Genomic DNA, 18,734 nt, shown 5'->3' on the forward strand with positions numbered 1-18,734 from the left:
GCTTATTGCTTATTGCTTATTGCTTATTGCTTATTGCTTATTGCTTATTGCTTATTGCTTATTGCTTATTGCTTATTGCTTATTGCTTATTGCTTATTGCTTATTGCTTATTGCTTATGCAAAGTTAAAATAAAAAACATTAATGCAACATTATTGCGTTAAAGTTTTTTTACATTAATTCAAATCATATATTAATACTCTTTTTTCACTTCTTCAATCTCTTTCCTAAGCCTATTGTTAATATTAATTTTAGCACTCTTAAAACTGAATATCCTGGTCCCTTCCTCCCGTGCATAAGGGTTAGTAATAGAGTCTAAAATTTTGGAATGTACAAAATAAGGACTGGTATCTTTCAGCTCTTCCATTCCCTCCGAATAATCTTTAACTCTAATGAGATTGTCATATTTTTTGCTGAAATCGAACCAGTTGATATAATCCGCATTGAACGAAACTGCTTTTATCCCGGCTTTTGAATAATAATTAATAGCTCCTGCCTGACCGTAATTATCACATAAAACCAAGGTATTTCCAGTTTTTGACAGCTTAGTATATTCCTGGTCAACTTTTTGAGCCAGCTCTCTCCATCCCTGCATGTCAGCAAAATCCTGGGGCAAAGAGTGATCCTTTCCATCTTCCCATCGAAGCAATCCGAATTTCTTATACCATTCCGGATGTTGAACGATCGCTTCAGGACTTTTGTTTGGAAATGCAAGATAATATACGGGCAAAAAAAGCAGGGTAGGGAGCAGAATGCAAATAGGTTTTAAAAACTTCTTCCATCCATTTTGGAGAATTATCCCGAGATAAACAGCTCCAAAAGCAATATAAACAGGGTAAAGCCCTATTGCATAATAATCTTTTGCTCTGAAAAACATGAATAATGCAATGGTGACCACATATCCCCAGAAGAAAAACCTCAATTTTCTGAAAGACCGTTCAAACACTAGTGCATATAAACCGGCTATGATCACAAAAGTAACTCCTATGAAAAACAGCGCCTGAGCCCTTAGAAAATCAAACCTGTTTACATTCACCAATTGATTTTCAGAAAGTGCTTTCATATGATGAATTACCGGAAAGTTATTGTGATACTGCCAAAGTAAATTAGGAAGAATAAGAATTAAAGTTAAAATTCCAGCCCAGTATACATGTGGATTTCTGAAAATTTTCCTTTGGTCTGTAATCAAAAGCGCCGGAATAAATCCTAAGGCTAAGAATGCTATATTGTATTTATTCAAAACTCCTATTCCAAATACCAATCCACCCCAATAAAGCCATTGCACCTTTTCTGTATTGACATATTTTATCAGAATATAAAAAAACAAGGTCCATAACAGTACTTCTAAAGAATTGGGTTGAAAAAGCATATTTAAACGAAGAAGTACTGACAGTAAAATTCCCAGACCTGCTAATATCTGAGCAAACATGCTTCCTTTTAATTCTTCTATAATTTTCCAGACCACCACGATTGTTAATGCTCCAAATAAAGTCGGAAAAAATCTGACCCAAAATAGGGATCCTCCCAATATTTTGATAAGCCATGCAAACCATGAACTGACAGGAGGAACAGAGAGGTAGCCCCAGGCAAGATGATTCCCCTGATCAAGATGTAAATATTCATCACGCTGCAAGTCATACTCCGGGCTTACCAGAACGTATTGAAGAATAAATTTTGCAATGATAAAAAGGAAGAGTACCCAATAACTTTTTTTCATGGTTGGCTGTTTAGAATTAAAGGTAAGACATTTTACATATTGCTTTTATTACATCAGCTGCTTATATGCCAGAGGGAATAAAAAATCCCGAAGAAGTCTCCGGGATTTAACAGCTAAATGTATAGTGTCAGTTTATTATTTTTGTTTTGACTTTAATTCTTCTTTATCCTTGTCTGATGGATTCCAAACTTTCACTTCTGAATCTTTTGTGATATTTGATCCAGGAAGAACCTGAACGTTAATTCCATCACTTGCTCCAAGTTTTAAGTAGGTCTTTTTAAACTTTCCGTCTTTTTGTTTTACTTCTACAAAAGGAACATCTTTCCCTTGTTTCTTTTCATACTGAACTAAAGATTCGTCCAATAGCAAAGCGTTTTTCTGAGAGCTCAATACAATTTCTCCGTTAGCAGAGAAACCGGCTCTGATGTATTCATTATTAGGATTTGTTACATCTCCTTCTACCGGAAATTTAATAGTTCCTGCATTATCTTTTCCTTTGGGAGCAATCATGGTAAGCTTTCCTGGAAATGTTTTATTCTGTAATGCACCGATTACGATATTCATATCCATTCCTTCTTTTAGTTTTCCTGCCTGAGCTTCGTCAATTTCCCCTTTAAAGATCAGAGAGTTCAAATCTGCTACAGAACAGATAGTTGTTCCTGCATTAAAGTTATTGGCTTCAATTACCTGGCTTCCTACTTTTACAGGAACCTCAAGAACAGTTCCTGAAGTTTTGGAACGGATCTGCGTCGTAGCCAATCCTTGTCCCTGAAGTTCAGGGGTAGCACCCGTTTTGGCAATCTGCAGTCTTTTTTGAGCGGTATTAAGCTGTTGTTGAGCATTTTTAAGAGACTGCTGCTGAGAAAACAATTGCTGCTGGGAATTAAGATATTCCTGCTTGGAAGCAACTCCTTGTTTATACAGTTTCTCCTGCATATCAAATTGCTTCTGCATATTACTTACATTCAGCTGAGAGTTACCGATCTGAAGCTGTGCATTCTGAACTTCCTGCTGTGCTGCATTCACTTCAGAAATACTAGGAACAATTCTCACGGTAGCAATTAACTGCCCTGCTTCCACTTTATCTCCTTCTTTCACTAAAATTTTATCGATAATCCCGGCAATATTGGGCTTAATTTCAACTTCTTCTTTTGGAGTAATTTTTCCGGTAGCCATCACTTTATCATCCATATTCTGGACAGAAGGCTTACGGGTCAGAAAGGCCTCACTCTCTTTAGAGTTTGATTTTACAAGATAGCCAATCCCAGAGAACAATGCCACTGCAAATAAAAGCCCTAACACAATATAAATGGCTTTTTTCCAAGTGAATTTCTTTTTCATATGTATAGTTTATTTTTTACTTTAAAATTGAATAATTTAGAAATTAAAAGATGGATCCTGTATGCTTATGGTCGGATTACTGCAATTTCAAATCTTCAAATTATTTATTTTTCTAATTATTTTATTATTCTGATCGTAATGCTTCAATTGGTCTTATCTTTACCGCTCTCTGTGCCGGTATCATTCCGATAATCAATCCTAAAATCACCATGACTGCCATGGCTGCAAATACATTTCCGTAATTTACCGTTGGGTTATAGAAAGGAAAAGAATCCTGTCCTTGTGTAACCGCATTTAAAATCATCAGCACAAAGATCCCAAACATAAAACCCAGAAGCCCGGACGAGAGTGTAATCACAACACTTTCCAGCAAAATCTGATTCCTTACTTCAGCGGGCTTTGCTCCTAACGCTCTTCTGATCCCTATCTCTTTTGTTCTTTCTTTTACCGTGATCAGCAGGATATTTGAAATGGCAATTACCCCGGCAAGAATCGTCAATGTTCCCACGATAATTGTTAAAAGCTGCATTCCTGTAAGAAAGCCTGTTAGTTTTTTAAATTCCTTTCCTAAGTTGAAACTTCCAAAAGCATTGGTATCTTCAGGAGAAACTTTATTCTTGGATTTTAAAACCTGCTTTGCATGTTCCTCCACGTCATTTACGTTTGCATTGGGCTTACTGACAATAGCGAACATATCAATCTGTTCTCCGGCATTATACATTTTGGTATAAGTAGAAAGTGGAATAAAAGCCGTTTGATCATTTTCAAAACCTCCTCCTTTTTTCACTCTGAAAACACCTATTACATTAAAGAATATTCCTTTTATATTAATGGATTTTCCAATCGGGTTTTCTTTCTTCTTAGCCTCAAAAAAATTTTTATAGATTTCTTCTCCGATAACCACTACATTTTTATTTCCTGAAACGTCTGCATCATTGATATATCTTCCGAAAATAAGTTTCTTCTCTGAAATTTTATTCCCTACAGAATAATCTCCGGTAAGAGAGTACGTACTGCTTTTACCATTTCTCGACATCGACTCTCCGGGTGTTCCGGTAAAGCTCCCTCTGGAATTCTGAGGTGATATATAATCAATCTCTGTGAGTTTTCTTTTCAGCATATCCATATCGGATAAATTGAGATGTACCTCTCTTCCCTTAGGAAATCCCTCATAAGGAATAGACGTTTTCTGCGCCCACAGAAAAATAGAGTTGGTAGCAAACCCTGAAAATAATTTATCAAAACCATTCTCCATTCCTTTGGCTGCTCCAAGAAGACTTACATACAAAAACATCCCCCATCCTACTCCAATCATGGTAAGAAATGTCCGAAGCTTATTATTCCTCAATGAATAATAGATCTCCTGCCAAGTGTCTTTTTTAAATATGATATTCACTTCTTCTTAGTTATAAATTATTACTATTTGTAAAAGGGTAAAAGGTACAACCGTTCATCATTACCCTATTTCAAATTGCTGTTATTCTGTTCTTAATGCTTCTATCGGTTTAATCCTTGAAGCTCTGTATGCAGGAACAAATCCGGCAATCAATCCGGAAAAGACCAATGCTACAAATGCCATTACTATCGTTCCCCATCCTACACTCGGACTTTTGATAAAGAACTCTTCAAGGCTGTCTCCAAGCAGGTTTAACGTCAAAACCCCTACTGCCACTCCTACAAAACCTGAAACCACTGTAATAACAACGCTTTCCTGTACAATCAACCCGACAATACCTCCAGGCTTGGCACCAATGGCTTTCCGCACGCCTATTTCTTTAGTTCTCTCTTTTACGATGTACACCATGATATTACTGATCCCGATAATTCCCGCCAGTAAGGTTCCCATCCCGATAAATCCTACAATAGCCGTAAGAACCGCCATAAATGTGAATGTATCATTCATATTCTTGGCATTATTCCAGATACGGACTCCGTTTTCATCATCAGGAGAGACATTTTTTCTCGATTTTAATTTATCTTTCAGTTCATCTCCATATTTAATAGCCTGCTCGGGAGTGAGCTTATCACTATAGGTAATAAAGGCTGTATTTACAGTATCAGAACCTTTTTTCATTTGTTGCAGGGTTGTTATTGGCACAGTGATGTGTCTTTCATCCCGGTCTCCTCCATCATCGGAAAAAACACCCACTACTTTAAACATGGTTCCATTAATATCCAGCTCTTTTCCTACTGAGCTTCCATTTTTAATTAAATCTCTTTGAACCATTCTTCCAATGACTGCTACATTCTGTTTTCTTTGAAGGTCAAAGGAATTAATATAGCGACCATCGATAATCTTTCTGTTTTCAATAATCTGTTCTCCGGGTTCTGCCCCATGTATCTGATAAAGTCCGCTTTCCTTCCCATATTTTACCATTAAATTGGCTGCATATCTGGCTGTGGAAGCACCTACTTTTTCCTTATCTGTATTGATTAGAAAATCATAGTCGTCATTATTCATGGTAACGTTCCTGTCCGACTGTAATCCCTTATAGGCTAAAGTGGTTTTTCCTGTATAAATCGTAATCAGGTTTTTGGCATCTCCTGCAAACCCTTCAGAGAAAGCGTTTTGAAGTCCTTTCCCGATTCCAAACAATACAATGAAAATAAATAACCCCAAGGCCACAGTAAATCCGGAAAGTACCGTCCGAAGTACGTTACTGCGGATAGAACTGAATATTTCCTGCCAACGATCTAGATCAAACATTTTTTATTAGTATTAAAAGATTGAAAATTTACGATTGTTAAATTTTCAAATTATCTCATTTTCAAATTCTCAAATTAACTTATCTACAGTACAAGCTGCTTAATAAATTCATCACTTTCAATAATACCATCTTTCAGTATTACGTTTCGTTTCGTTTGGGCAGCCACATCAGGTTCATGAGTCACCACAATGATTGTCTTTCCTTCATTGTTAATATCCTGAAGAAGCTTCATAATATCATGAGTAGTCTTTGAATCCAATGCTCCCGTAGGTTCATCCGCCAATACTACTTTGGGATTTGTAATAAGGGCTCTGGCAATAGCAACTCTCTGTTTCTGTCCTCCTGAAAGTTCATTGGGAAGGTGATTGGCCCACTGCGCCAACCCTACTTTCTCCAAATACTCCATTGCTTTCTGATTACGCTCTTTTCTGGGTACATTCTGATAATACAAAGGAAGAGCTACATTCTCCAAAGCAGTCTTATAACTGATCAAATTGAAGGACTGGAAAACAAAACCCAAGAATTTACTTCTGTATTCGGCCGCTTTTATTTCAGATAAATGCTCAATGGGTACTCCATCAAGATCATATATTCCTGAATCCTTTTCATCCAGAATACCAATAATATTAAGAAGTGTAGATTTTCCGGAACCGGAACTTCCCATAATAGATACAAACTCACCTTCTGAAATATTCAGATTGATCCCTTTAAGGACATGAAGCTTGCTTTTTCCTGTATCGTATGACTTATGTAAATCCTGAATTACTAACATTAAGTGATGTATGTTTTATATCCAATAAGTAGATGATAATTTCAAATTGTTACAAGAATAAAAATTTATTCAAATATTTTTTTGTTTAACAAAATACACCTCTATTAAAAGCACTTTACAACAAATTGTTTAATCGTAACTTTAGTTTTCCATCCATTTATCCTCAATATTGCTGCTTAGCCTATTATCCGTGCTGGTTTCATGTAAATGTGGAAAACTTTTACAGCTAAAAGTCAGTCAATTAGTATTTACCCCTTTCAAAATCAGTTCTTTTTTTCGAACTTTGTAGTTAGATTCTGATCAGAAACACAAACATAGTTTGTGAATAAGTTTAATTCACAAACAACACATAAACAAAAAGTTAAATGTTTTCTGAACGTTATCCACATACATCTGAATTATTTAATTATAAAGATATTTAATATGGGAATTTTTGATAAAAGAGTAAGTTATAAGCCATTTGAATACCCTGAGGTTCTTCAATTTGTAGAAGCTATCAACAAATCGTTCTGGGTACATTCGGAAGTGGATTTTACTGCAGATGTTCAGGATTTTCATTCGCAGTTGGAACCCAATGAAAAGCATGCTGTAAAAAATGCGCTTTTAGCCATTGCACAGATCGAGGTGTCTGTAAAGACATTCTGGGGAAACCTATACAACCACATGCCAAAACCGGAACTGAATGGTTTGGGAGCTACTTTTGCAGAATGCGAATTTCGTCATTCCGAAGCATATTCCCGTTTATTGGAGGTGTTAGGATATAATGAAGAATTTTCAACGGTAATAGAAATTCCTGCCGTGAAAAAGAGAATTGATTTCTTATCAAATGTTCTTAAGCATGCCAATTCTACGACACCAAAAGAATATGTTTCTTCTCTTTTATTATTCAGTATTTTAATTGAAAATGTATCCCTGTTTTCTCAGTTTGCCATCATCCTTTCTTTCACAAGGTTCAAAGGGTACATGAAAAATGTATCTAATATCATTGCCTGGACTTCAGTAGATGAGCAGATTCATGCCAATGCAGGAATTTATCTGATCAATAAGATCCGTGAGGAACAACCTAATCTATTGACTGATTCTGACATTGAAGACATCTACACCCTGGTAGACCAATCCATAGAACTGGAAGGTGAAATCCTGGATTGGATCTTTGAATTAGGAGAGTTGACAGTTTTCTCAAGAGAAGACCTTCTGAACTTTATGAAATATCGTGTTGATGACAGCTTAAAGAAAATCAATATGGAAACCCGTTATAATATTTCTCCGGAGCAATACCGCCCTATGAAATGGTTTGAAGAAGAGGTTTTCGCTAACTCTATGGATGATTTCTTTGCCAAGAGGCCTGTAGATTATACAAAACACGATAAGAGTATTACAGCAAACGATTTGTTTTAAATGATATAAAGCGCGAGCGAAGCGAGCGCCAAAGCAGATCCTATTAGAATAAATTATTTATTTCAATTACAGCCAATTAATTCAACAAGCACAAATATAAAAGATGATTAACGTAATAGTAAGTTACACGGTAAAATCTGAATTTGTTCCTACAAATAAAGCTAATATTCAAAAGTTTTTGAATGATTTTAAAAATCTGGATCAATCAACCTTTGAATATAAGGTCTTTGTAAAAGAAGACGGTGTTACTTTTTTACATTATTCAAACTACATCAATGAGGAAGTACAGCATGAAGTTTTGAATATACCTTCTTTTAAAGAGTTTCAGAAATTAAGAGATGAGAGCGGGCTGAATGGTTCCCACAAAGTAGAAATTTTACAATCAATAATATAAATACAACAAAATTCCGGAGTGATTACCACACTTCGGAATTCGAAAATATAACATCTATGGAAGAACAAAATTCAAATATATGGTGGCTCAATGAAGAGTCTGAGCAAATGCTGAACAGAGGATATCTGTTGAAAGGAGAAACAGTAGATGGAGCCATCGACAGAATCACCACTGCTGCTGCAAAAAAATTATATAAGCCGGAACTACAGCCTGCTTTTAAGGAAATGATCACCAAAGGATGGATCAGCTTCTCTTCCCCGGTATGGGCTAATATGGGAACACAGAGAGGTCTTCCTATCTCATGTTTCAATGTTCATATCCCGGATAGTATTGAAGGGATTACTCACAAAATGGGTGAGGTTATTATGCAGACAAAAATTGGAGGTGGAACTTCCGGATATTTTGGAGAACTTCGTAACAGAGGTACTGCAGTAACAGATAATGGAAAATCTTCAGGAGCCGTTTCTTTCATGAAATTGTTTGATACCGCAATGGATGTTGTTTCTCAGGGAGGCGTAAGAAGAGGTGCTTTTGCAGCTTATCTGGACATCGACCATGGAGATATTGAAGAATTTTTATCCATTAAAGATATCGGAAGCCCTATTCAGAATTTATTTACCGGAGTTTGTGTACCTGACTACTGGATGCAGGATATGATTGACGGTGATATGGAAAAACGTAAAGTTTGGGCAAGAGTATTAGAAAGCCGTCAGCAGAAAGGTCTTCCTTATATTTTCTTTACAGATAACGTAAACAGAAACAAACCTCAGGTTTACAAAGATCAGGGAATGACCGTTAATGCAAGTAATCTTTGTTCGGAAATTATGCTTCCATCTACAAGAGAAGAATCATTCATCTGCTGTTTATCATCAATGAATCTGGAGCTGTATGATGAATGGAAAGATACTGATGCTGTAAAGCTGGCTGTCTATTTCCTTGATGCTGTTTTATCAGAATTCATCGAAAAAACTGAAGGAAATTATTACCTGCAGGGAGCAAGAAACTTCGCACTGCGTCATAGAGCGCTTGGATTAGGGGTATTAGGATACCACTCTTATTTACAGAAAAACATGATTCCGTTTGAAAGTTTTGAGGCCACTCAATTCAATGCAAGAGCTTTCAAACATATCAAAGAACAGGCTGAGCAGGCTTCAAGAGAACTGGCCAATATTTATGGTGAACCGGAATTATTGAAAGGATACGGACTGAGAAATACCACTACAATGGCCATTGCTCCTACCACTTCAAGTTCGGCCATCTTAGGACAAACATCTCCGGGAATTGAGCCTTTTGCTTCTAATTATTATAAAGCAGGTCTGGCTAAAGGAAACTTTATGCGTAAGAACAAATATCTTGCTAAATTATTGGAAGAAAAAGGACTGGACAATGAAGAAACCTGGAGAACAATCATGCTGAACCATGGTTCTGTACAGCATTTATCTGAATTAACTGACGAAGAAAAAGCTGTATTCAAAACATTCAAGGAAATTTCTCCTATGGAAATTATTTCTCAGGCTGCACAGAGACAACAATATATCGACCAGGCACAATCATTGAATCTTCAGATTCCTTCCACAATGCCTGTAAAAGACGTTAACTATCTGTATATAGAAGCATGGAAGAAAGGAGTGAAAACACTTTACTACCAAAGAAGTTCTTCTGTTTCAAAAGAAATGATGGTTAATTTCGTAACGTGCTCTGCTTGTGAAGCATAAATCCAAATAATAAACACGTCATATCAACGAAAGCACGCCAAAGGGCGTGCTTTTATATTTTCTGGCATCACAGTATTTATAAGTGATTTTTATATTGCATAAGTCACGATGATTAATTTCAACAGAAAAAAAGCGTAGGGATTCTAAAAAAATATTGGATATTGCTATAAAAAAAACCATGAAAAATAATGTATACCTCAATGCTATAAAAAATTATGTTTTAATCCTTTTGTGTATATATTGTATTTCCTGCCAAGGCCAGGAATATGATAAGGATATTCTGAACTTAAAAAAGATTGACCTGGGATTAAATGCTGAGCGTTTTTATAAGAACTCCATGAAGAGAGAAAATATTAAGCTTTTAAGCGGAAAACAATATGTTGAAAAAGATACCATTACCGAATATGACAACACATGGAATGGGGACCGGAATAAAATTTTTGCGATACAATATCGCGTAGTGGGGTATTCTCCTGAAGATGTTGTTGCCCAATTTGACAACATCCATTTTTCAAGACTAGAATCACTTGTTGATGATAAAGGAAATCTCATGCTCATCAATGCCGTTACGCAGGCTTCCAAAGATGACATCCTTAAATTCATTGCTGCCCTGAAAAAAGAATATCAGGATCCCGAACTAACAGAAGACTCATCCGGATATACCCATAGTCAGGTTTTTACCTGGAGAGATAAAGACAGAATCATTAAATTATCAACCAATAGCCGTTTAGATTTTTCCAATCCTCACCATATCGTAAGTGAAGCTGACAAAAAAGAAATTGAAGAAATAGAAAAGAGCAGACTTTCAGAATCTACACTTTTTATCTGCAATTCAACTTATGAGAAAAAGCTTTTAGGGAATCTTCATTCCGGAAACTGGATGAATTTTAAATAGATCCGACAGGCATAGATATTTTTCTATACAAAAGAATAATATCATATTTATTTTTTAAATTTATTAAAATTGTTAATAAAATCACATCTAAAAAATCAAATTTAGCATATAAATAATAAAAACACATTAAAAAATACTAATAATCAATCTATTGAAAAAGGGCTATTTTAGCAGCCACATGAATGGATAGTCATAAAATCTAATACCATTAAAAACTCAATTATGAAAAAAATATTATTTACTTTATTAGTAAGCTGTTTTTCTGTGGCTTACACTCAGACACTCAACTTTTCTGATGTAAAATTCAAAGCCCTTCTTCTAAGTGCTAATTCTACCAATCAGATAGCAAAAGATTTCAATGGAAACGCTATCGCAGTAGACCAAAATGGAGATGGGGAAATTCAGCTTTCGGAAGCCCAGCGGGTAAAAATCCTGGATATAAAAGTAGATGCTGAGCAGATGTATATTGATCCTGCCGGAGACCGATATGATCCTAACAATATAAACTCTGCCTATTACAACAGCCATCTTCCTGACGGTATTTCAGATGCCTTACTTTTCTCCAATCTTGAAGAACTTTACTTTTGGAATACCAGAAACGCCAATATCAGCTTTATCAATAACACCAAAATAAAAAAAGTACAGGGAAGACCTTTCTACTATGACCTCTCCCAATCCGGACAATATACAGCTGCTCCTATTAATCTTTCATTTGACAACTGCCCGGGCATCAACAATATTACAGATGTCATCGCCTACCAGGCTACAGGTAATCCGTGGTATTCTCCTGAAAACAGTTTAACCCTAAAAAACTGTCAACAGATCAACAGCAATGCGGTAATTGATTCAGCCGAGCTTATGGAACTTCATATTCAGAACTCAAGTATTACCAGTTTAACTTTTAATTCTTGTAAGTTTTTATCAAAAATTTCGGTTCCTAATCTAAATACTTTAACAAAGATATCTGTATTGGGTGATAACGGAACATTTTTCTCCGGTAACAGTCAGGATATCGAACTGATTGCCAACAACTGTACTAATTTGCAGGAAATCATAGCAGACACCGATCACTATTCTTCAACCGGAGCCTATTTTTCTGCAGTAAACCTGAATGGCAGTACTTCGTTAAAAAAAATAAAAGGACTGAATGCTCCCACTATTAATTTTAGTACAGCAGGGCTTGTTAATCTGGAAGAATTAGATTGCTCTTTCTACAACAGATACGGATACAATACTACATCCGGTATTTATTTTGGGAATGTAAATGCATTGAACCTTGCAGGTCTTCCAAAACTTAAAATACTAAAGGCTTTTAATCAGAAAATATCCAATAATGTCAACTTCAGTGCTGCACAAGCTTTGGAAAATATTGATATCACCAACTCATGTGGCTATATGAATACCGTGAATGTTAGTAATCTTGCAAATCTTACCACTTTAAAAACCGGCAGAACCGAGACAGTAAATACTCAAGGTAACGATGACCTACAAAAAATTACTGCTAAAAACTGTACCTCATTAGCCAATTTCATTTTTAGTGGTAACAGTCATTTAAAAGAATTGGATATACAGAACTGTACTGCTATACAAAAAATAGCGATCGGTTATTATGTACTAGAAAGAGATGGTGTTTTTCCTGAATTAAATTCAATTAATTTATTACAGTGTACTGGTATTAAAGAAATTACTATTCACAATACACAAATAAATACCTTCAATACATCACAATGCTCTGCTTTAAAAACATTAGAGCTTAAAGAAGACAACTTACTATCTTCTATTGATATTTCTAACAATTTTAACTTGGAATCCATTACTTTACAGTCATTAGCTTTAATTTCACAAGTGAATACTTTAAATAATATTAAGCTAAAAACTGCATTTATCAGCAATAGCCCTCAAATAACACAACTGAATTTTTCTACTGCAACAAATTTCGAAGGACTTTCACTTTGGAATATGCCAAACCTCACTTATGTTAATATAAGAAATGGATCTATAGAGGAATTTCATGATTACAATGGCTATAACATTAATCTCCAGATGTGTGTCGACGATGCCCAATTAAGCGATCTGCAATCAATGTATCCTGATATTACATTTACAGCAAACTGTGGAAGCTTTCTTCAAAACAGAAATGTAAAAACTAATATAAAATCTTTCAAAGTTTCCCCAAATCCCGTAAAGGATATCCTGCAGGTTAATTCTGACTCTGTTATAAAAAACATAAAAATAATTGATACTCAGTCAAGGATTATCTTCAACCAGGATTTTAATCAGGAACTTATAAAAATTGATCTTTCAAGCTATCCTAGCTCTGTTTATATCATGAAAATAACTACTGATAAAGGGCAAGTAACGGAGAAGATTATAAAAAGATAATCTTCTTCAAAACACATATTCTTTACCAAAAATCATAGAACGTTCTATGATTTTTTTGATTTATATTTGTGTATATTGTTTAATACCATAAAACGAGATATATGAAATTCGGACAAGTAGAAGACCCTTCAAAAATAGATTTTACCCTTCCCAAAGATCATTCTAAAACTAAAGAAATTTTAAATCTTAATAAAAAAGGGTTTGAAAACCTATCTATTGGATGCGCCAAATGGAATAAGACCGACCTTAAAGGGTTTTATCCTAAAGGAACAAAGGATGAGCTGACCTATTATGCCACTCAATTTAATTCTATTGAACTGAATGCTACATTTTACGGAATGCCTACTCCGGATCAGGTGAAAACATGGAAAGAAAAAACACCTGAAAATTTTAAGTTCTTTCCTAAAATCACCAATACAGTTTCCCACTTCCGAAGACTTATCGACGTGACGGATCCTGTAACTCATTTCGCTTCTGCCGTCATGAATTTTGATGAAAAATTAGGAATGGCTTTTCTTCAGCTTCATGACAATTTTAAACCTAAAGATTATGACAGGCTGGAAAAATTTGTAAAAGAATGGCCAAAAGAAGTTCCTCTGGCTATAGAGCTTAGAAATACGGAATGGTTTACTGACGAAGAGATCCTCAATACTACCTGTGAGCTCTTTGAAGCCCATAACATCACCAACATCATTGTAGATACTGCGGGAAGAAGAGATATGCTCCATATGCGCCTTACTACTCCCAATGCATTTATCCGTTATGTAGGAGCCAACGCAGAGAGTGATTATGAAAGATTGGACGATTGGTTACAGCATCTGACAAAATGGAAAAAAGAAGGCTTACAAAATCTTTATTTCTTTGTACATCAAAATATAGAAAAAGCTTCTCCCCTGCTGTCTGCTTACTTCATTAAAAAAATCAATGAAGAATGGAAAACTGATATTCATATTCCTCAGATGGCCACTGAAAATACGGGAACATTATTTTAATCCGAACAGATTACTGTCAAATAATAATATACTCATTCACAAAAGCTTATACAGAACAATTCCAATTTATCACTTAAAATTCAATTCCTGGTGATAAAAGTCTTTTCGTATCATAAATTTTTATACTTTAGTGAACTAATATATTTCACACAATAGTGTAAACTTAAAAAAACGAGATAATGGAAAAGGAAATCTGTAGAATCAACATCACTACCAACTGGTTGGGTGATGAATATATTTTTTATGAAAATGGTACCATAAAAAGAATATATGATAACCATAGCATGAGCTCAAATGTTACCGAATGGCTGGAGCCCGGACAAATAAGCAAGCTGAGCAAAGATAGATTAGTCAAAAGCTGCCCCGAAGAACTCAAAGAGCAGGTGATGCATATTCTGGATTATCCTTAATATAAAGTATAAAAAATGAGTAATAAACGTTTATTACTCATTTTTTTATTTAGTGTGATTTATTTTTTCTCAGAAGCAATACCAGGTTAAGGAATAAAAGCAGAAAATCTAATGAGATCCAGATTCCCAGTTTGGTATTTTCATAGTTGTAGGCATCCACCTGCTTTTTTGCAGCTTCGGAAAGCTTTACACTTTGATTGATATAATTTTGTACCTCTACAATCTGATCAATATTCTTATTGGGAACGGAATGCTGAGAAAAGTAAACCAGGTTCTTTTTTCCCAAATATCCTACAATCCAATATTCATCAGATTTATCCATTTTAAGATATTCTATCCTGTAGTATTCCGGGCGGATTTTTCCAATGTGCTTGGGTTCCAGCAGTATGTTTGACTGTTCCTTGCTGACATTGATCAGGTAAAAATCCAGGGCCTGGGGAAGCTTATTAACAACCTGAAGTCCCACTGAATTGTCTACAAATGCCACAGCACTTTTTTTGATAAACCAATAGGCAAAAAAAGAAATTGAAAAAACAACGGTGAGAATACGGAACAGCTTTGCCCATTTTGCCACCTTTCCTGATTTTACTTTATAAAAAACCAAAGAAAGTACACAAGCCCAAAAGATAACAAAAATGATAAATTCCATACTGCAAAGATACTGATTTCAGAATTTTCAGGAGAATCTTAATCTACATTCCATTCTTTATAGAACTGGTCAAGGAAGTTCAGCATATAACTATGCCTTTCTTCAGCCAGTTTTTTCCCGGTCTCCGTATTCATCAACTCTTTCAGAAGCAATAATTTTTCATAAAAATGATTAATGGTTGTACCATTTGATTTTTTATACTCTTCTTTGGACATATGTAAGCTAGGCTTAATCTCAGGATCATACATCAGATTATTTTTGAACCCGCCGAAGTTAAATGTTCTGGCAATCCCAATAGCTCCAATAGCATCGATACGGTCTGCATCCTGAACTATTTTAAGCTCTATGGAAAGATCTACAGAGGCATTACCCCTATTTTTAAATGATATATGCTCAATAACAAAAAGAACCTTTCCTATCGTCTCCTCAGAAACATTTTGCCCTGTAAGAAATTCTCTGGATATTTTAGGAGCTATCGTCTCATCTCCATTATGAAATTTGGGATCTGCAATATCATGAAGAAGTGCCGAAAGCTCTACCACTTCCTGATCACAGGTTTCTGTTTCTGCAATCTTTCTGGACAGCTTCCAAACTCTTTCAATATGGAACCAGTCGTGTCCGGCTTCTGCCCCGATTAATTTTTCTTTTACAAATTCTACGGTCTTGTCAATTGTACTTTTCATTTATCTATCAGTTCATTTAAAATAATATCCCAAAGTTTTTTATTATAATTTCTAAAAAAATTAACATGTCCTATTTCTTTTTTATCAGATTCGGAAGTTTTTACAAGTCTATAGGTGGGTGTAAGGTTAGGATAAGTATCATTTAATAAACTTAATACTCCTTTCTCGGTTAACCATACATCATCTTCCGCCCTGACTACGAATACTTTCTGTTTTAAATTTTTAGAATAGTCATCAATTTTTTCCAACAGTTTGTTGGTTGATTTCTTGTTTAAAATTAAGGTTCTCCAGTCATATGCACAATCTTTTGGCAGACTTTCTCCAAGCCCAAACCAATGTGCCGGAAAATACCCTAATACTGAGGTGGTTAAGGGCTGAACAATTCCAAAGCCAAGATAAGCTTCAATTTTTGTTCTTTTTTTAAGGTTTCCCACAAAAGCATTTTGAGTTCCAACAAAAATAAATTCTTCAAAAATCTCAGAATCTTTATTCATCCCCAGAATTAATGCCCCTACAGAATGTCCCAGACAGTATTTTCTGTATTCAGAGAATTTCACCTTGATATAACGGGTGAGCTCTTGGTAGTCCTTTGAGCCCCAAAGCCTCATAGAGCCATGAAAACCTTTCATATTCTCCGGTTTGGAAAGCCCAATTCCCCTATAATCATAAGTGATCACTGTGAATCCCTGCTCGGAAAAATATTGGGCAAATGAAAAGTATACCTGTTGTTTAACCCCTGTTGCAGAATTAATAAGCAGTAATTTTCCATTGCTTTTTTCAGGTTTAAAAAGGTGTGCCGTTAAAGAAACATGATCCTCTGTGGTAAGTATTAGTTTTTCCATAGTATAAAAGAAAAAATCCACTATAAAAGTGGACATTTTCATTATATTTTTATGTTAAGTTTTTAAGTTTTGATATGCCTTAAATAATTTTAAGAAAAGAATTCCGACATCTTAGGTAATCCTGTCTGTGAACCTTTACCCCCTGAGACTCTTGCTGAAACCTCATTTCCAAATTTCACGCAGTCTTCAATAGTATTCCCGTGGCACAATGCTATAGCAAACCCTGAAGTAAATGCATCTCCCATTCCCATCTTATAAACAGTCTTATCTTTATCATTCCTGAAATATTTCATCTCCGTACCGTCGAAATAAATAGTAGAATTCGTATCATCTCTTACAAATACTTTATTGAAGTATTTTTTAAGGACTTCTTCCCTTTTCTCTTCGCCAAAAATAATATAAAGTTCATTGCTTTTTGCTACAATAAAGTCAACATTTTCAATAATCGCTTCATTTACAGGCATTGCAGGAGAAGCATAAAGCCCTACTTTTTTGCCATATTTTTTCGCTTTTTTTACCGTGTATTCTACAACTTCTATAGAAACCTCAAGCTGTACAAGAACAAGATCAGCACTGTGGAAATACCGGTCTGCTTCATCTATATGAGCTTTATTAAGATATTTATTGGCTGCCGGAACCACTACAATAGCAGCATTTCCGTTACAGGTTGTTACATAAGCTGTCCCTGTGGATTCTTTGTCTGTCTCATGAACAAAACCTACATTCACATTTTCACTCACAAGGTTTCTCATGATTTGCTGACCCAGTGGATCCATTCCTACACAACCTATAAAATAAACACTTGCTCCAAGCCTCGCTGTTCCTACTGCCTGGTTGGCTCCTTTCCCTCCAAAATAGCTGTCTGAATTAACGGCTAAAACGGTTTCATTAGGTAAAGGAAGCTTTTCGGTTTCTAAAACCAAATCTATTGATGAGCTGCCTACAACAATAATTCTGGGTTGTTCTGAGGAGAATTTCATTGTGCTTTATATTAGTTTTAACATTTATATCTGGTGAAAATCAGTGATCCAAAAGTAACTATTTTTATTAACTTATTTCAATAAATTCAGTAATTATCTTTACGGGCTGCTGATCTTTATCATAAGCAATATAACTGGCATAAAAACCTTCACCATATCCGGTTTCAAAGGCAAATATAGTTCCAGGATGTTCATCGGACGGCTTTAAGAAAGCATACTGGTCTATCGCGCCGTTCTCATCAAAGAAATAATCATGGAAAAATTCTTCATAGATTCCCATAAAGTCTCCACCTTTCTTCTGATATAGCTTTTGTTCCAAATCATTAAGACTGGCCTGGGTATCCACATCCATCAGACAACCCATTCCACTTTCTACAGGATATCCAAAAACCTCTCCTTCTGCAAGATCCTTGATATTCTGTCCTGCTGTAGTAGCCAGTTTCCAATCTGCAATAGCAGAATTACTGAATATGATTTCAGCATACGCTACACAATTACTCTCTCTTTCTTTGTGTAACATCACTGAGAAATTTCCTTTGGGAAATTCTGTGGTAAAAGGAAGCATATCATTTGTGATTAGGGGATCACAAGCTATCAGTTTTCCACTGGAAAGGTAAATTTTTCCAACTTCAAAACTTTCCAACAAAGGACTTTCTACAAAGTCTTTTGAGAATAGTTTCTGTATGTTTTCTATATGTTTCATGTTATTTATTACTTGTTTTCAATGTGTAGCTGAAACCGAAAATAATTCATTCAACTGATCCAATGACCATTTGTAATGTTTCTTTTTCTTTCTACTCTAGCCTTCCACTTTCTTTTAAGGTACAACTGCCTGATTTCTATCATTAATACATAAAA

General features: G+C 35.2%; 17 protein-coding genes. 7 read left to right on the forward strand and 10 right to left on the reverse strand.

Annotated features, from left to right (window positions below; all coding sequences use genetic code 11):
• Nucleotides 1-191: 191 nt before the first annotated feature.
• The 5 genes from MP478_RS15005 to MP478_RS15025 all read right to left on the reverse strand — a co-directional run bounded on the left by MP478_RS15005 (nucleotide 192) and on the right by MP478_RS15025 (nucleotide 6,536).
• A complete protein-coding gene (locus MP478_RS15005; RefSeq protein WP_257200888.1) occupies nucleotides 192-1,715 on the reverse strand; it encodes a glycosyltransferase family 39 protein in 1,524 nt (507 codons plus the stop codon).
• 135 nt (nucleotides 1,716-1,850) lie between these two features.
• Nucleotides 1,851-3,056, reverse strand: coding sequence for an efflux RND transporter periplasmic adaptor subunit (locus MP478_RS15010; RefSeq protein ID WP_257190771.1), 1,206 nt, complete (start codon nucleotides 3,054-3,056; stop codon nucleotides 1,851-1,853).
• A gap of 124 nt (nucleotides 3,057-3,180) precedes the next feature.
• Entirely contained in the window at nucleotides 3,181-4,452 is a 1,272-nt protein-coding gene (locus MP478_RS15015; RefSeq protein WP_230040448.1) for an ABC transporter permease, read from the reverse strand.
• Nucleotides 4,453-4,533: 81 nt separating this feature from the next.
• Nucleotides 4,534-5,763 carry an ABC transporter permease gene (locus tag MP478_RS15020; protein ID WP_230040450.1) on the reverse strand — a complete coding sequence of 410 codons (1,230 nt, stop codon included), beginning with the start codon at nucleotides 5,761-5,763 and terminating at the stop codon, nucleotides 4,534-4,536.
• A gap of 83 nt (nucleotides 5,764-5,846) precedes the next feature.
• Nucleotides 5,847-6,536: an ABC transporter ATP-binding protein gene (locus MP478_RS15025; protein WP_230040452.1), complete on the reverse strand. Its 690-nt coding sequence runs from the start codon at nucleotides 6,534-6,536 to the stop codon at nucleotides 5,847-5,849.
• A 423-nt stretch (nucleotides 6,537-6,959) separates the two neighbouring features.
• Here MP478_RS15025 and MP478_RS15030 point away from each other — a divergent pair, with 423 nt between their 5' ends.
• The 7 genes from MP478_RS15030 (at nucleotide 6,960) to MP478_RS15060 (ending at nucleotide 14,722) form a co-directional block, all read left to right on the forward strand.
• A complete protein-coding gene (locus MP478_RS15030) occupies nucleotides 6,960-7,934 on the forward strand; it encodes a ribonucleotide-diphosphate reductase subunit beta (RefSeq protein WP_257190772.1) in 975 nt (324 codons plus the stop codon).
• A 103-nt stretch (nucleotides 7,935-8,037) separates the two neighbouring features.
• The gene (locus MP478_RS15035) at nucleotides 8,038-8,328 is read left to right on the forward strand and encodes a hypothetical protein (RefSeq protein ID WP_230040456.1); all 291 of its coding nucleotides are present in this window, start codon (nucleotides 8,038-8,040) and stop codon (nucleotides 8,326-8,328) included.
• Nucleotides 8,329-8,375: 47 nt separating this feature from the next.
• Nucleotides 8,376-10,043 carry a ribonucleoside-diphosphate reductase subunit alpha gene (locus MP478_RS15040; protein ID WP_257190949.1) on the forward strand — a complete coding sequence of 556 codons (1,668 nt, stop codon included), beginning with the start codon at nucleotides 8,376-8,378 and terminating at the stop codon, nucleotides 10,041-10,043.
• A 178-nt stretch (nucleotides 10,044-10,221) separates the two neighbouring features.
• A complete protein-coding gene (locus tag MP478_RS15045) occupies nucleotides 10,222-10,938 on the forward strand; it encodes a hypothetical protein (protein WP_257190773.1) in 717 nt (238 codons plus the stop codon).
• Nucleotides 10,939-11,160: 222 nt separating this feature from the next.
• Entirely contained in the window at nucleotides 11,161-13,320 is a 2,160-nt protein-coding gene (locus MP478_RS15050) for a T9SS type A sorting domain-containing protein (protein WP_257200889.1), read from the forward strand.
• A 101-nt stretch (nucleotides 13,321-13,421) separates the two neighbouring features.
• The gene (locus MP478_RS15055; protein WP_230040464.1) at nucleotides 13,422-14,312 is read left to right on the forward strand and encodes a DUF72 domain-containing protein; all 891 of its coding nucleotides are present in this window, start codon (nucleotides 13,422-13,424) and stop codon (nucleotides 14,310-14,312) included.
• Between the two features lie 179 nt (nucleotides 14,313-14,491).
• Nucleotides 14,492-14,722 carry a hypothetical protein gene (locus tag MP478_RS15060; RefSeq protein ID WP_230040466.1) on the forward strand — a complete coding sequence of 77 codons (231 nt, stop codon included), beginning with the start codon at nucleotides 14,492-14,494 and terminating at the stop codon, nucleotides 14,720-14,722.
• 49 nt (nucleotides 14,723-14,771) lie between these two features.
• Here MP478_RS15060 and MP478_RS15065 read toward each other — a convergent pair whose 3' ends face one another.
• From MP478_RS15065 to MP478_RS15085, 5 genes are all read right to left on the reverse strand, one after another.
• Nucleotides 14,772-15,371: a hypothetical protein gene (locus MP478_RS15065; protein ID WP_257190775.1), complete on the reverse strand. Its 600-nt coding sequence runs from the start codon at nucleotides 15,369-15,371 to the stop codon at nucleotides 14,772-14,774.
• Between the two features lie 38 nt (nucleotides 15,372-15,409).
• Entirely contained in the window at nucleotides 15,410-16,054 is a 645-nt protein-coding gene (locus MP478_RS15070; RefSeq protein ID WP_257200890.1) for an HD domain-containing protein, read from the reverse strand.
• The gene (locus MP478_RS15075; protein WP_257200891.1) at nucleotides 16,051-16,896 is read right to left on the reverse strand and encodes a serine aminopeptidase domain-containing protein; all 846 of its coding nucleotides are present in this window, start codon (nucleotides 16,894-16,896) and stop codon (nucleotides 16,051-16,053) included. The genes MP478_RS15070 and MP478_RS15075 overlap by 4 nt, the downstream gene beginning before the upstream one ends.
• Nucleotides 16,897-16,985: 89 nt before the next feature.
• A complete protein-coding gene (locus tag MP478_RS15080; protein WP_047488274.1) occupies nucleotides 16,986-17,876 on the reverse strand; it encodes a ribokinase in 891 nt (296 codons plus the stop codon).
• A gap of 67 nt (nucleotides 17,877-17,943) precedes the next feature.
• Nucleotides 17,944-18,579, reverse strand: coding sequence for a DUF4241 domain-containing protein (locus MP478_RS15085; RefSeq protein ID WP_230040474.1), 636 nt, complete (start codon nucleotides 18,577-18,579; stop codon nucleotides 17,944-17,946).
• Between the last annotated feature and the right edge of the window lie 155 nt (nucleotides 18,580-18,734).

It is taken from the genome of Chryseobacterium sp. WG14 (assembly GCF_024586945.1).
Taxonomy (GTDB): domain Bacteria; phylum Bacteroidota; class Bacteroidia; order Flavobacteriales; family Weeksellaceae; genus Chryseobacterium.

What these genes read in the sequence shown, in the direction of transcription:
- MP478_RS15005 (WP_257200888.1), bottom strand. Translation starts at nt 1,715, where the DNA reads ATGAAAAAAAGTTATTGGGTACTCTTCCTTTTTATCATTGCAAAATTT.
- MP478_RS15010 (WP_257190771.1), bottom strand. Translation starts at nt 3,056, where the DNA reads ATGAAAAAGAAATTCACTTGGAAAAAAGCCATTTATATTGTGTTAGGG.
- MP478_RS15020 (WP_230040450.1), bottom strand. Translation starts at nt 5,763, where the DNA reads ATGTTTGATCTAGATCGTTGGCAGGAAATATTCAGTTCTATCCGCAGT.
- MP478_RS15025 (WP_230040452.1), bottom strand. Translation starts at nt 6,536, where the DNA reads ATGTTAGTAATTCAGGATTTACATAAGTCATACGATACAGGAAAAAGC.
- MP478_RS15030 (WP_257190772.1), top strand. Translation starts at nt 6,960, where the DNA reads ATGGGAATTTTTGATAAAAGAGTAAGTTATAAGCCATTTGAATACCCT.
- MP478_RS15035 (WP_230040456.1), top strand. Translation starts at nt 8,038, where the DNA reads ATGATTAACGTAATAGTAAGTTACACGGTAAAATCTGAATTTGTTCCT.
- MP478_RS15045 (WP_257190773.1), top strand. Translation starts at nt 10,222, where the DNA reads ATGAAAAATAATGTATACCTCAATGCTATAAAAAATTATGTTTTAATC.
- MP478_RS15050 (WP_257200889.1), top strand. Translation starts at nt 11,161, where the DNA reads ATGAAAAAAATATTATTTACTTTATTAGTAAGCTGTTTTTCTGTGGCT.
- MP478_RS15055 (WP_230040464.1), top strand. Translation starts at nt 13,422, where the DNA reads ATGAAATTCGGACAAGTAGAAGACCCTTCAAAAATAGATTTTACCCTT.
- MP478_RS15060 (WP_230040466.1), top strand. Translation starts at nt 14,492, where the DNA reads ATGGAAAAGGAAATCTGTAGAATCAACATCACTACCAACTGGTTGGGT.
- MP478_RS15065 (WP_257190775.1), bottom strand. Translation starts at nt 15,371, where the DNA reads ATGGAATTTATCATTTTTGTTATCTTTTGGGCTTGTGTACTTTCTTTG.
- MP478_RS15070 (WP_257200890.1), bottom strand. Translation starts at nt 16,054, where the DNA reads ATGAAAAGTACAATTGACAAGACCGTAGAATTTGTAAAAGAAAAATTA.
- MP478_RS15075 (WP_257200891.1), bottom strand. Translation starts at nt 16,896, where the DNA reads ATGGAAAAACTAATACTTACCACAGAGGATCATGTTTCTTTAACGGCA.
- MP478_RS15080 (WP_047488274.1), bottom strand. Translation starts at nt 17,876, where the DNA reads ATGAAATTCTCCTCAGAACAACCCAGAATTATTGTTGTAGGCAGCTCA.
- MP478_RS15085 (WP_230040474.1), bottom strand. Translation starts at nt 18,579, where the DNA reads ATGAAACATATAGAAAACATACAGAAACTATTCTCAAAAGACTTTGTA.